The 13,377-nt window shown below is 36.1% G+C and carries 14 protein-coding genes; all 14 read right to left on the bottom strand.

The window, feature by feature from the left end:
- Positions 1-59: 59 nt before the first annotated feature.
- Positions 60-611: a L,D-transpeptidase gene (locus M014_RS0100950; RefSeq protein ID WP_026590017.1), complete on the bottom strand. Its 552-nt coding sequence runs from the start codon at positions 609-611 to the stop codon at positions 60-62.
- A 16-nt stretch (positions 612-627) separates the two neighbouring features.
- Entirely contained in the window at positions 628-1,596 is a 969-nt protein-coding gene (locus M014_RS0100945; protein ID WP_026590016.1) for an aromatic acid exporter family protein, read from the bottom strand.
- A gap of 291 nt (positions 1,597-1,887) precedes the next feature.
- The gene (locus tag M014_RS0100940) at positions 1,888-2,610 is read right to left on the bottom strand and encodes an amino acid ABC transporter ATP-binding protein (RefSeq protein ID WP_026590015.1); all 723 of its coding nucleotides are present in this window, start codon (positions 2,608-2,610) and stop codon (positions 1,888-1,890) included.
- Complete coding sequence (locus M014_RS0100935) at positions 2,603-3,262, bottom strand: amino acid ABC transporter permease (protein ID WP_026590014.1); 660 nt, start codon at positions 3,260-3,262, stop codon at positions 2,603-2,605. Before M014_RS0100935 ends, M014_RS0100940 begins: the two co-directional genes overlap by 8 nt.
- Before the next feature lie 37 nt (positions 3,263-3,299).
- Positions 3,300-4,079 carry a transporter substrate-binding domain-containing protein gene (locus M014_RS0100930; RefSeq protein WP_026590013.1) on the bottom strand — a complete coding sequence of 260 codons (780 nt, stop codon included), beginning with the start codon at positions 4,077-4,079 and terminating at the stop codon, positions 3,300-3,302.
- Positions 4,080-4,473: 394 nt separating this feature from the next.
- Positions 4,474-4,887: a BrxA/BrxB family bacilliredoxin gene (locus tag M014_RS0100925; protein ID WP_139265493.1), complete on the bottom strand. Its 414-nt coding sequence runs from the start codon at positions 4,885-4,887 to the stop codon at positions 4,474-4,476.
- Between the two features lie 142 nt (positions 4,888-5,029).
- The gene (locus M014_RS0100920) at positions 5,030-5,437 is read right to left on the bottom strand and encodes a YjdF family protein (RefSeq protein ID WP_026590011.1); all 408 of its coding nucleotides are present in this window, start codon (positions 5,435-5,437) and stop codon (positions 5,030-5,032) included.
- Positions 5,438-5,575: 138 nt separating this feature from the next.
- The gene (locus tag M014_RS0100915) at positions 5,576-6,040 is read right to left on the bottom strand and encodes an NUDIX hydrolase (RefSeq protein WP_026590010.1); all 465 of its coding nucleotides are present in this window, start codon (positions 6,038-6,040) and stop codon (positions 5,576-5,578) included.
- Between the two features lie 213 nt (positions 6,041-6,253).
- Complete coding sequence (locus tag M014_RS0100905) at positions 6,254-6,958, bottom strand: DUF421 domain-containing protein (RefSeq protein WP_026590009.1); 705 nt, start codon at positions 6,956-6,958, stop codon at positions 6,254-6,256.
- A gap of 119 nt (positions 6,959-7,077) precedes the next feature.
- On the bottom strand, positions 7,078-8,256 hold the full coding sequence (locus tag M014_RS0100900) for an FtsW/RodA/SpoVE family cell cycle protein (protein WP_026590008.1): 1,179 nt from the start codon (positions 8,254-8,256) through the stop codon (positions 7,078-7,080).
- A 345-nt stretch (positions 8,257-8,601) separates the two neighbouring features.
- Positions 8,602-9,915 (bottom strand): dihydrolipoamide acetyltransferase family protein, encoded by a 1,314-nt coding sequence (locus M014_RS0100895; RefSeq protein WP_026590007.1) that lies wholly within the window; start codon positions 9,913-9,915, stop codon positions 8,602-8,604.
- Between the two features lie 15 nt (positions 9,916-9,930).
- Positions 9,931-10,914, bottom strand: coding sequence for a 3-methyl-2-oxobutanoate dehydrogenase subunit beta (gene bfmBAB, locus M014_RS0100890; protein WP_026590006.1), 984 nt, complete (start codon positions 10,912-10,914; stop codon positions 9,931-9,933).
- 13 nt (positions 10,915-10,927) lie between these two features.
- The gene (bfmBAA, locus tag M014_RS0100885) at positions 10,928-11,929 is read right to left on the bottom strand and encodes a 3-methyl-2-oxobutanoate dehydrogenase subunit alpha (RefSeq protein ID WP_026590005.1); all 1,002 of its coding nucleotides are present in this window, start codon (positions 11,927-11,929) and stop codon (positions 10,928-10,930) included.
- A gap of 26 nt (positions 11,930-11,955) precedes the next feature.
- Complete coding sequence (gene lpdA / locus M014_RS0100880) at positions 11,956-13,377, bottom strand: dihydrolipoyl dehydrogenase (RefSeq protein WP_026590004.1); 1,422 nt, start codon at positions 13,375-13,377, stop codon at positions 11,956-11,958.

Below are 13,377 nucleotides of genomic sequence, written 5' to 3'. Positions count from 1 at the left end.
TTCCTATTATCTTTGTATATTCTCATTAACTCATGGTTATGTACACATGTCAAGACAACCTAGTCAGAAAGAAAAAGCCAACTTGTATGGTTGACCTTTTCATAAGCAATAGCCCCTTTTTCTTTTGCGAGCTTCTGAAACGGCTTATTCGTTTTTACAATCCACACCTTTGTTCCAATCGGAATACGATCAAATAAATATTCCACATCTTGTTTTTTCATCCTTATACACCCTTGTGAAATATATTTCCCGATTGAACTTGGCTGATTTGTACCGTGAATACCATATTTACTCCCATCAGTACCTCGTGCATTAAACCCCATCCACCTAGACCCAAGTGGATTTTGGGGTGAACCACCAGGGATATCCTTCGCAATATAATAAGGATTTTTTGCCTTCATTACAATATCAAAAGTCCCCTCTGGTGTTAACTCGTTTGTTTTTCCAGTCGCTACAGGAAAAACTTTTTGAATTTTACCATCATCAATATAAGCAAGCTTATTCGTCTGCTTATTTACAATAATAAATGGATCTCCAGCACGCGGATTATCTCCAAGAGGCCAAATTGGTGAAAGAGAAAAACATAGTAGCAAGGATAGAAAATACGGCATGATTCATTCCTTCCCTCTATATAAGTTCTTTCACATTATCCTTCCCTTTAAACCTACTTTTAATGAGTAAATATTGCTCCATTTCATAAACAAGTTGAACAAGCTTCGCACGCATTTCAAATTCTTCACGGGTCTCAGGAAGTGGCATTTCCCTAAAAATCTCTCGCATTTCTTGTAATTGTCTAAGTGAAATAAGCCCCGTACTTTCAGGACGAATTGAGTTCCCAACGTTTTCAATCATTTCCGCAATCATATCTGATTGTTCATATGACCACGATAATGAGGCTGCAAGTGGCATAATCCGCTCCAAAATTTCAAATTGCTGCATACGCATATCAAAATATCGATAATAATAATCATCTTCTCGCATAAATTGATTTTCAAGCTTTTTGAAAGACAGCTCTTTTGCTTGCTTCAAAATGTTCTCTGTTTCAATTAATTCTTTTCCAGACCATGCGCTATCCCGATTTCGTAAATATACAGCCATCTCAAATAAAATCGTTTTAAAATTCCATTCTACTTTTTCTTGATAGCCTTTTAATTTTTTTTCTGCACTTGGCATATACATATTTACTAACAAAGCCACACTAATCCCAATTGTTAAAACAGCTACTTCATTTCCAATCGCTGCCCATGTGATATGTTTTAATGAATATAAATGCATAACAATAACTGAACTTGTAACAATTCCTTCTTGAATCTTAAACATAACAGCTGTCGGAATAAAAGTAAGAAGTAACAAACTAATTGCAAGCGGCGTATAACCGATTGTTTCAAAAATACAAAATGAGAATGCCATTGATAACAAACAGGCCAAAAATCGATGTAAAGAGACTTGAAGTGATTTCCACTTCGTATTTTGTACACACAAAATAACCAAAATCCCCGCAGAACTATAAAATTCCAACCCGAATAGCTGGGCAATAAAAACTGCTACACCTGTTCCAACTGCTGTTTTCACTGTACGATATCCAATTCTAAACATATCATTGCTCCTATACATTCATTCTAATTTCCCAGCATATAAGTCACGGCTATGAAAATAAAAAGGTCTCTCCACTCATTTTCTCCCTTTGTTTTCACGTGGCATGGGGATAAAAAAGCAATGACCGATTCTATGCAAGGGCTGACGCTCTCTTCTCCCTAAAAGAAAAGGTTTTATATTATTTTTTCAATCTGTATTTATATATATGTATACAGGTAGTTACAGTAAGTATAAAAAAAGGATGACAAACTGTCATCCTTTTCTCCTTATTATTCACGTAACTTTTACATGTTACAATATTTTTTGTAAAAATTCTTGCGCCCGCTTGCTCTTTGGCTCTGTAAAAAACTGTTCTGGGTGTGTATCTTCAACAAGTTTACCACCATCTAAAAAGAGCACACGATCAGCTACTTCTTTCGCAAAACCCATCTCATGTGTCACAATTGCCATCGTCATTCCAGTAGTCACTAAAGATTTCATTACTTCTAATACTTCCTTTACCATTTCAGGATCAAGTGCAGATGTTGGTTCATCAAATAGCATAACTTCTGGCTCCATTGCCAAAGCTCTGGCAATTGCAACACGCTGCTTTTGTCCGCCTGAAAGACGATTTGGATACGCGTCCTTTTTATCGAGCAACCCTACTTTTTCAAGAAGCTCCTTTGCCTTTTTCTCCGCTTCCTGTTTTGTCACTCCTTTTACATTTACTGGTGCATACGTAATATTTTCTAATACAGTCATATGAGGGAATAAGTGAAAATGTTGAAACACCATACCAACATTTTCGCGAACATGCATAATATTCGTTTTCGGGTTAGTCACTTCGGCATTACCAATCCAAATGTTACCACTTGTAGGTGTTTCTAGTATGTTCATACAACGTAAAAATGTTGATTTCCCCGATCCAGACGGTCCAACAATGGCAACAACTTCGCCTTTTTCAATTGTTGTTGTAATGCCTTTTAATACTTCATTTTGTCCAAATGATTTATGAAGGTTTTCAACTTTAATCACTTTTCTTCATTCTCCCTTCAATTGCTTTCCCAACAAACGTAAGAATAATTACTAAAATATAGTAAACAAGTCCGACAAATAATAGCGGTTCAAGATATTTAAACGTTTCACCACCTACAATATAAGCACGGCGCATTAAATCTGTAGCACCAATTACCGTTACTACTGCTGACTCTTTTGTAAGTGTTGCAAACTCATTCACAAGCGCTGGTAATATATTTTTTAATGCTTGTGGCAAAATAATATTTCTCATCATTTTTCCATACGGAACACCTAATGCCATCGCAGCTTCTGTCTGTCCTTTATCAACTGCTTGAATACCTGCACGAATTATCTCTGACATATATGCACCAGAATTTAAACTAAATGCAAGTACTGCTGCTAAAAATGCAGGTATATCATATCCAATCATTTGCGGGACACCGAAATAAATAATCATTAATTGCAAGACGAGCGGTGTACCACGAAATATCGATGTATATAAATCAGCGGCGATATTTAATACTCTTATTCTAGCAATTTTGCAAAGTGCTAATAGCGTTCCGAGCATAAAACCAGCTATAGCAGATACTGCTACAATTTTCAGTGTAACTTCTAGACCCTTTAATATATATGGTATCGACGGAGTAATTGCCGAAAAATCTAAGTTCATCTTTTGTCATTCCTCTCACAGAAAATAGAAAGGCAGCTTACTTTCCGCTGCCAAACCATTTCTTCACTAATTTATCCATTTCACCATTCTCTTGCATTTTCTTAATTACTTTATTAAATTCTGCTGTTTTATCACTATTTTTCGGAAGGGCAATTGCTGCTCCTACTTCTTCTGGAGCTTCCTTGATTTCAATTCCTTGTAAATCTTTTATTTTGTCTAAATAATTTTTAGCAACTGTATCTTCTATAATGGCAGCGTCAAAGCGTCCAGCCTGAATTTCTTGTACAATTTCTGGTATACGGTCACGACCTTCCGCCTGGAAGTTCACTTGTTTTTTGAAGTCGTTTGCTTTTTCTTCTTGAATAGAACCTGTTTGTACTCCTACTTTTTTATCTTTTAAATCTTGTAATGATTTAATACCAGAATCCTTTTTCGAAACGATCATGTTTTTAGCAACAAAATATATATCTGTAAAATCGGCATTCTTCTTACGATCTGGATTTGGTGTCATACCTGCCATAACAAAATCAACTTTTCCTGAGCTAAGAGATGCTAGCAATCCCCCAAAATCCATATCCTTTATTTTCACTTCATAACCAAGTTCTTTTCCAATATATTTTGCAATATCTACATCAAAACCGATAATTTCATCACTCTTGGAAGCTTCTACATATTCATAAGGTTTATAGTCTGCTGAAGTTCCCATAATAAGTACTTTCTTATTTTTATTCGCTTCTTTTGTTTCTCCCTTACTACAAGCACTAAACATACTTACGATTAAAATAAGTGCAAATGAAATTGATAATAACTTCTTCATGTTTCTTCCCCCTAATAATGTATATTTAAAAGTTTTATAGAATTTTTATTCGATGTTTGTATTGTATCAACGTTTTTATTTTTATGCAATAATTAAAATAAAAATAAATAATGTTTTTAATTATAATCAATATCCAATATGTTTTTTATGTATATTTTTTTGCATAATACATGTTTTTTATGTATATTCTCTTTCATGATATGCAACTAAGAATAAAGAAATTCAAATTCTATTAACCATTAAAGTGAGATTTTTCTACATATCCTTTCAATATGTGAAACTTCTAGCAAAAAGGAAATTTTTCTACTCCCCATCTTCCTCGTTTCACTCTAATTAGCAAGATACAAAAAAAACGGTACAAACACATAAGTGTCTGTACCGTTTTTTCATTCTATTAAATCTCTTCACAATTCTCTTCAAAATACGATTGTAATTTTGCAATAACTTGCATTGGATCGTGACCTTCAATTTCATGGCGTTCAACCATCGTTACAATCTTTCCATCTTTTAATAATGCGAAAGACGGAGAAGATGGTGGATATCCTTCAAAATATTCACGTGCACGTGCTGTTGCCTCTTTGTCCTGACCTGCAAATACTGTTACAAGTTGATTTGGACGTTTATCATAGTGTACGGAATGTGCAGCAGCAGGGCGAGCAATACCACCTGCACAACCACATACTGAGTTTATCATTACAAGCGTTGTGCCCTCTTTTTTGAACGCTTCATCGACCGCTTCTGTTGTTGTTAATTCTGTATATCCAGCGGAAACAATTTCCTCACGCGCTTGACGGACAACATCATTCATAAAAAAGTTAAAGTTAATCAATGTTTTCCCTCCTCTAGATCTATCTATTTGTATCTTACCAGTTACTGTTTCAGAAGTACAAGTAAACTTACTTTTGTGTATAAATAAAACGTCTTAGAACAAGTGTCCTAAGACGTTTCTCTTAATGTCCACGATGCTTTTGTTTTGCTTTTTGCACTTTGATAAGACGTTTTTTCTGCTTTTCTGCTTCACGCTGTTCCTTAGATTGCACTCTTTTTTCCTGCTTATGCAATTCATAAGATAAACTAATTGCTTCTTGTGCTTTCGTAAAGCGCTTTGTATGCATTTCTTTCGCAGCTTCTCTTATGATACGCTTTATATTTTTTGGACGCTGTTTCTCTTTCACTTTAACACCACATCTAGCAAAGTGATTAAAACACTTTAGCATCATACCATTTACAAACAAAAGTATCTCTTCATCTGATGGCTCAGCACCAAAAATATACCTCGCTGCATACAAAGTTCCTTTATGTGTGTTCTCAATCATTCCTACAAAAAATTGACCATCATGATATACTGTCAAATCCATTCGACAGCCCCTCCTTAGAAAAAATTAGAAATACTGGACATCCCGGAGGGGAAGGTTACTGACATACTAGTATGCGCCTGGACTACCAACCAGAACTGTGTTTTTGCATTTCTATATCCATTATACATCATTTTTACTTCATTTAACTCTTTTTCCTATATTTTCATATACTTCAATCATTTTTTTATGCGAACCTACAATATAATCTGGTAATCCTGTAATTGGAAAGAATTTAAGTTGAACTGCTTCCTCTTTATTGACAGATAGCAACCCTTCATATTCATTTGTATAATAAGCCGTCGTTACGGATTGAAATTCATCACCATTCGCTAATTTTATAAAGTAATTCGCTCCAGAGAACACATTAATGAGCTTTAAATTTTTTACATGAATCCCTGCTTCTTCATATACTTCACGGCAAGCTGTTTCTTCTGGTGATTCTCCAAGTTCCATCAAACCGCCAAGTAATCCCCATTTTCCGTACGGTTCTGTTCGTTGTTGTAGCAAAACATGTCCATCTTCATTCAATACGAGAACAACAGCACCAACTAAAATTAAAGGGCGATGACCAACTACTTTCCGTAATTCTTCTACATATCCCATCAAAACAAACCCTTCTTTTTTTATTTCGTTGTCCACACTATTGTATCATATGCAAGAAATGGTAAAATGCCATATTTTTTACTTTTTTATAAAGTAAAACTTTAATCAGTGGAGTTTTTCTCCCTCCCCAGTAATAATTCATTTTCATCAATTAGGCTTTTACGAGCAGCACATTCCCCCACCTAACTTTTTTTCTTTCCTTGCATTTTAATCTTAAACGCTAGACAAAATATTGATTTGTTCATTTTCATCTATAGTTGCTAATTGAATCAATTCAATTGATACTTTTTTTGATAATTCCTCCTTTGCCCATCTTTCCGTTTTCCCCAATAAAGTGAGCACATCCTTTTGAATTTTCCCGTCTTTTACAAGAATAAATGAAATAGGTGATTTTTTACCAGCTACTTTCATATCCTGCCGAGATACCGTTTCATATTCTGGATACTGAAATACCGAAACAACACCACTTGCTTCCCATAATGCTAATCTTATCGTTTTAATATCACTAGCACTTTGTAAGCGTAATTCAGAGAATAAATACTCTACTGTAATTCTTGCTTTTTTCAAATTATTAAAATCAATTGACCCATTATGTATAAGTATAATGGGCGATGGTTCTAAAAAGCGTCTCCATCGATCCCATTTCAACGCTAAAATCGAACTGACAATATAAAGAACAATGAGCATACATGTTGTAATCATCGATCCGAGTAAACCGACTCTTTCATCGGATAGTGCGTTAGAGAGATTCCCTTCCAACAATAGCACTAATACGACATCCAAAAAACGAAGCTGTGCAATGGAGCGTTGTCCCATTGCTTTAGCAACAAAAATTAAAAAAATATACGCTATGATAGCTCGAATCATCCATTCTATATAAGAAAGATGATGTGCCCCATTCAAAATATGCATATGCATGAATTTGCACTCCTTAATCATCACAAACTTTCACACTCCCTTTAGTTTGTGATGATTAAGAGCATCTATACAAAAAAGACCGATTCGCATGAAAACGAATCAGCCTTTTTACATAAAAATTAACTAACTGAAAACATATACTTTTTATAAGTTTTCCGCACCGATAAAACGAGCCCCATCATCATCATATTCGAGAATAAGGAACTTCCTCCATATGATAAAAACGGAAGCGCAATTCCTTTTACCGGCATTAATCCAACGATCATACCAACATTTTGGAAGATTTGTAGTGTTAAAACACCAATTATTCCTGCACATAATAATGTACCGAACAAATTATCTGCTGAATACCCAATTATAATTGTTCGATATAAAAGAAGAAGGAACATAAATACAATAAAAGCTGCAATTAAAAATCCACCTTCTTCAGCAATTGTAGCAAAAATGAAATCGGTATGCTTTTCGGGAATGTAGACACTTCCATATCCAAATCCTTTTCCATCCATTCCTCCACTACCCACCGCTAAAATTGATTGTTGTGTTTGATAACCTTGATCTGCGTGCTCAAATGGATCTAGCCATCCCAAAATTCGTGACTGTTGATGTGGCTTTAGTAAAGCAACCAATTTGTTGAAAAAAATATCTGGGTATTTCAAAAATATAAATACTAATGTGGACAATATGGTCAGTGGAATAACTGTACATATTGCAATTAACTTCTTTTGAATACCTGACATAAACAAAATACATGCGATCCCTGCAGCATATAGGAAAACCATCCCTGTATCAGGCTGACTATATACAATTAAAGCAGGTGGAATCGATACTAAAATAATCTTACCTACTAATATTAAATCCGTTTGAAAAGTTCGTACCATATATTTCGCATTATGCTTCACCGCTAAACTGGCAACTAAAATAAGCAACGCAATTTTGAAGAACTCTGATGGCTGAATTGCCCCAAGGACAGGGACACGAAACCATCTTTTTGCACCTAATATTTCAGGTGTTAAACCTTTAAATGGTGAAATCTTAAGTATGATAATAGAAGCAAATCCAACAATATACAATGGCCACGCTAATTTTTGCAACTGATCTAAATCAATACTTGCAACAAGTAGTAATAACACAATACCTATTATATAGTTAATCCCTTGTTTCATTGCAAAGTTCGCAGCTCCATATTGCCCTGTTTGTTGACTGCTATATATGGCAGCTATACTTGTAATGCATAAGACACACAAAATTAAAATTAATTTTACATCTAAACTTTTTAGAAACTCGGTACTTCTCTTCATGACACCCTCCTGAAACATTGTTAAGGCAAAATAAAAAATCAGGAGTCAATACGCTTCATGTTTTGACGGCTGATTGCACATTAATCTATAAAATACTTATATAGAATAACTTTCTTTTTCAAACAATACAATACATTATACTACAGTTTCGTCAGTAAGATTTGCCAAAAAAGGATTCTTTTTTTATTGTATATCTATATACTGAATATCAGCAATGTATTTTCATAAATTTATAATACATTGTTATTCATTGTCAGATTAATGGAAGGCATTTTTTATTGTGGAATACAAAGTGAAGAAGTATATCTTTTCTAAAGCAAAAAGCTCGCAGACGCGAGCTTTTTATTAATATACAGATGTATTATCCGCTGATACATTTTCAAGAATTTCTTTTACACGTCCTAAGAATTTACCACAAATCAAACCATCAAGTACGCGGTGATCAAGTGATAGACATAAGTTAACCATGTCACGTGCACCAAACATGCCATTATCCATAATTACTGGACGTTTTACAATAGATTCTACTTGTAAAATCGCAGCTTGTGGATAATTAATAATTCCCATGGACTGAACAGATCCAAATGATCCTGTGTTATTAATTGTAAATGTACCGCCTTGCATTTCGTCTGCTTTCAATGATTTTGTACGGACTTTTCCTGCAAGTTCTGTAATTTCACGAGCAATGCCTTTAATTGTTTTCTCATCTGCTTGTTTAATAACAGGTACAAATAACTCATCTTCTGTTGCAACTGCGATAGAAAGGTTAATATCCTTCTTCTGAACGATTTTATCGCCAGCCCACATTGAATTAATTTGCGGGTACTCTTTCAATGCTTGTGCAACTGCTTTTACAAAGAATGCAAAGAATGTTAAATTGAAACCTTCGCGCTTTTTGAATTCGCCTTTGATTGAATTACGGTATGATACAAGATTTGTTACATCTACTTCAATCATCATCCATGCGTGCGGTGCTTCATGTTTGCTACGCAGCATATTCGCAGCAATTGCTTTACGCACACCTGTTACCGGAATTTCGATATCTCCAGGTACTGTCGGTACAGATACTTGTTTTGCCGCTTCTGCTTTTGGTGCTGGCGTAGCTGATTTTGGTGCCTCCTGTAGTTTTGGTACAGAGACAGGTGCCTCTTCTTTCTTTGCCCCAACTACCGGGATGTTACCAGATTCAACTAGCTTTAAAATATCTTTACGTGTGATACGGCCATTTGCCCCCGTACCTTCCACTGCATCTAAATCAATATTATGTTCACCTGCAAGTTTTAATACAGCTGGTGAGAAACGTGGTTTGCCATCAGTTGGTTGCTTCATTTTTGGTGCTTTTTCAGATGAAGCTACTTCTACTTTTGGTTCCTCTTTTGTTTTCTCTTCTACAGTCGTGGCAGCTACTTCATCTGCTCCTTCTACTTGAATTACACAAACAACTTCACCTACAGCCAGTGTATCACCTTCACCAGCGATTAACTCTTTCACAATTCCAGTGAAAGAAGATGGCACTTCTGCATTTACTTTATCTGTCATTACTTCTGCAAGCGGATCATATTTATTTACATGATCGCCAACATTTACGAGCCATTTACTAATTGTACCTTCTGTTACACTTTCCCCAAGCTGAGGCATTGTAATATTTTCTACAGCCATGTATAGTCCCCCCGATTAAAATTCCGCAAGTTCACGCATTGCTTTTTCAACTTTATCTGGATTTACCATAAAGAATTTTTCCATTGTTGGTGCATATGGCATTGCTGGAACGTCTGGACCTGCAAGACGTGCAATTGGTGCATCTAAATCGAATAAGCAATTTTCTGCAATAATTGCTGCTACTTCACTTATGATGCTTCCTTCTTTATTATCTTCCGTTACAAGAAGAACTTTACCAGTTTTTGAAGCTGCTTCAATAATCGCTTCTTTATCTAATGGATACACAGTACGTAAATCAAGAATGTGAGCAGAAATGCCATCTTTCGCTAATTTTTCAGCAGCTTGAAGAGCAAAGTGAACACATAATCCATATGTGATGACCGTAATATCATCACCTTCACGTTTTACATCTGCCTTTCCGATTGGTAATACATAATCGTCCTCTGGTACTTCGCCTTTAATTAAACGATATGCACGTTTATGTTCAAAGAATAGTACTGGATCTTCATCACGAATTGCTGCTTTTAATAATCCTTTTGCATCATATGGTGTAGAAGGAATGACAATTTTTAAACCTGGTTGATTTGCGAACATTGCTTCTACAGACTGTGAATGATATAACGCACCATGAACACCGCCACCAAATGGTGCACGTATAGTAACTGGACAAGTCCAGTCGTTATTAGAACGGTAACGAATTTTCGCTGCCTCAGAAACAATTTGGTTTACTGCCGGCATAATGAAATCAGCAAATTGCATTTCAGCAATTGGACGCATTCCGTACATTGCCGCACCAATTGCTACCCCAGCAATTGCAGATTCTGCAAGCGGTGTATCCAGGGCACGATCTTCACCAAATTGATCATACAATCCAGTTGTCGCTTTAAATACGCCACCTTTTTTACCAACGTCTTCTCCTAATACAAATACTTTCTCATCGCGTTCCATTTCCTCGCGCATCGCTAATGTAATCGCGTCAATATAAGACATTACAGCCATGAAACGTTCCCCCCTATTCTGCGTATACGTGCTTCAATGCGTCTTCAGGTGCTGCATACGGAGCATTTTCTGCATATTCTGTAGCTTCGTTTACGATATGCATAATTTCATCTAACAGTTGTTTTTCAGATTCCTCTGTTAACACGCCAACTTCCTTTAAATAAGCAGCAAATGTAAAGATTGAATCTTTTTTCTTTGCCTCTTCTACTTCTTCTTTATCACGATATACACGATCATCGTCATCACTAGAGTGTGCTGTCAAACGATATGATACCGTTTCAATTAAAGTTGGACCTTCACCTCTGCGGCCACGATCAGCTGCTTCTTTTACAGCTTTATATACTGCAAGTGGATCATTTCCGTCTACTGTATATCCTGGCATACCATAACCAATCGCACGATCTGATACATTCTTACATGCTAATTGCTTTTCAACAGGAATAGAAATTGCATATTTGTTATTCTCACACATGAAAATAACAGGCAATTTGTGTACACCAGCAAAGTTTGCACCTTCGTGGAAGTCACCCTGGTTAGAAGAACCTTCACCAAATGTTACAAACGTTACTAAATCTTTCTTCTCCATCTTTCCAGCTAAAGCAATACCAACTGCATGCGGTACTTGCGTTGTAACTGGAGACGATCCTGTCACAATACGGTTTTTCTTTTGACCGAAGTGACCAGGCATTTGACGGCCACCAGAGTTTGGGTCTCCTGCTTTTGCAAAGCCAGATAACATAAGCTCTTTTGCTGTCATACCAAATGCTAGTACTACACCCATATCACGATAATATGGCAATGCATAATCTTTTTCGCGATCAAGTGCAAATGCTGCACCTACTTGCGCAGCTTCCTGTCCTTGACAAGAAATTACGAATGGAATTTTCCCTGCACGGTTTAATAACCACATACGTTCGTCAATTTTACGTGCAAGTAACATCGTACGATACATTTCTAATACTTGCTCATCACTTAAGCCAAGTTCTTCATGGCGCTTTTCTTTTACTTCTGCCATTTTTATAACCTCCTAAATCCACATTTTTATGCGTGTAACGCTTTTCCATCTACTGCTAACGCAGCTTCACCAATCGCTTCTGATAATGATGGATGCGGATGAATTGTATGTGCCACTTCCCAAGGTGTTGCATCAAGCACTCTTGCAAGACCTGCTTCAGAAATCATATCCGTTACATGTGGACCAATCATATGAACACCAAGAATATCATTTGTTTCTTCATCAACTACAAGTTTGACAAAGCCATCTGATTCGCCGTATACAAGCGCTTTTCCTATTGCACGGAATGAGAATTTACCTACTTTTAATTTATAACCTTTTTCTTTTGCTTCTTGTTCCGTTAAACCAACAGAAGCTACTTCTGGACTACTGTATACACATTTCGATACCATAGAGTAATCGATTGGCATAATTTCTTTACCAGCTATATGTTCTACAGCAACAATACCTTCATGAGAAGCAACGTGTGCAAGCTGTAAGCCGCCGATTACATCACCAATTGCATAAATATGTGATTCTTTCGTTTGATAAAATTCATTTGTTTGAATGTATCCTTTTTCTACGACAATTTCTGTATTCTCTAAACCGATATTTTGTGTATTCGCTTGTCTTCCTACAGATACAAGCATTTTTTCTGCCTTGAATTCTTTATTTTCACCATTGTGTTCTGCTTGAATTGCTACTCCATTATCTTTCACCAATGTTTCTGGTAATACTTTTGCACCCGTCACTACTTTAATACCTTTTTTCTTGAATAGACGTTGCATTTCTTTAGAAACATCTTGATCCTCAAGCGGCAGGACATGTTTTGCATATTCTAAAACAGTAACTTCTACACCGAAGTCAGCAAGCATAGATGCCCATTCAATCCCGATTACACCGCCGCCCACAATAATAATGGACTTCGGAAGTGTTTCCATTTTTAAAGCATGATCTGATGACATTACATATTCTCCATCTAATTCTAAACCTGGTAATGAATTTGGACGAGATCCTGTTGCAATCAGAACATTTTTTGGAATAAGCATTTCATTCTCTTCACCACTTGCAAGTTCAACCGAAATGGTTCCTGGCATTGGAGAGAAGATAGAAGGTCCAAGGATTCGGCCGATACCTTCAAACACATCAATTTTACCTTGCTTCATTAAATGTTGAACGCCTTTATGAAGCTGCGTTACAATTTTTTCTTTACGCTCTTGCACTTTTGCAAAGTTTAATTCTACATTGCTCGTTACAACGCCAAACTCTTCACTCTTTTTCGTAGTTGCATATACTTCAGCACTGCGTAGCAATGCTTTACTAGGGATACACCCTTTGTGTAAGCAAGTTCCGCCAAGATTATCTTTTTCAACAAGCGCTGTTTTTAGCCCTAATTGTGATGCACGAATGGCAGCAACATATCCACCAGTACCGCCGCCAACGATGACTAAATCATATTCTTTTGCCAT

The sequence above is a fragment of the Bacillus sp. UNC437CL72CviS29 genome, from assembly GCF_000482345.1.
In the GTDB taxonomy this organism is placed as follows: Bacteria; Bacillota; Bacilli; order Bacillales; family Bacillaceae_G; genus Bacillus_A; species Bacillus_A arachidis.
Note: the sequence above shows the minus strand (reverse complement) of the source record. Positions and strands in the feature narration are given on the sequence as shown.

Excerpts from the sequence above, each read along its gene's own strand:
- M014_RS0100950 (WP_026590017.1), bottom strand. The coding sequence starts at position 611 with ATGCCGTATTTTCTATCCTTGCTACTATGTTTTTCTCTTTCACCAATT.
- M014_RS0100945 (WP_026590016.1), bottom strand. The coding sequence starts at position 1,596 with ATGTTTAGAATTGGATATCGTACAGTGAAAACAGCAGTTGGAACAGGT.
- M014_RS0100935 (WP_026590014.1), bottom strand. The coding sequence starts at position 3,262 with ATGAACTTAGATTTTTCGGCAATTACTCCGTCGATACCATATATATTA.
- M014_RS0100930 (WP_026590013.1), bottom strand. The coding sequence starts at position 4,079 with ATGAAGAAGTTATTATCAATTTCATTTGCACTTATTTTAATCGTAAGT.
- M014_RS0100925 (WP_139265493.1), bottom strand. The coding sequence starts at position 4,887 with ATGAATGATGTTGTCCGTCAAGCGCGTGAGGAAATTGTTTCCGCTGGA.
- M014_RS0100920 (WP_026590011.1), bottom strand. The coding sequence starts at position 5,437 with ATGGATTTGACAGTATATCATGATGGTCAATTTTTTGTAGGAATGATT.
- M014_RS0100915 (WP_026590010.1), bottom strand. The coding sequence starts at position 6,040 with ATGGGATATGTAGAAGAATTACGGAAAGTAGTTGGTCATCGCCCTTTA.
- M014_RS0100905 (WP_026590009.1), bottom strand. The coding sequence starts at position 6,958 with ATGCATATGCATATTTTGAATGGGGCACATCATCTTTCTTATATAGAA.
- M014_RS0100900 (WP_026590008.1), bottom strand. The coding sequence starts at position 8,256 with ATGAAGAGAAGTACCGAGTTTCTAAAAAGTTTAGATGTAAAATTAATT.
- M014_RS0100895 (WP_026590007.1), bottom strand. The coding sequence starts at position 9,915 with ATGGCTGTAGAAAATATTACAATGCCTCAGCTTGGGGAAAGTGTAACA.
- bfmBAB (WP_026590006.1), bottom strand. The coding sequence starts at position 10,914 with ATGGCTGTAATGTCTTATATTGACGCGATTACATTAGCGATGCGCGAG.
- bfmBAA (WP_026590005.1), bottom strand. The coding sequence starts at position 11,929 with ATGGCAGAAGTAAAAGAAAAGCGCCATGAAGAACTTGGCTTAAGTGAT.
- lpdA (WP_026590004.1), bottom strand. The coding sequence starts at position 13,377 with ATGGCAAAAGAATATGATTTAGTCATCGTTGGCGGCGGTACTGGTGGA.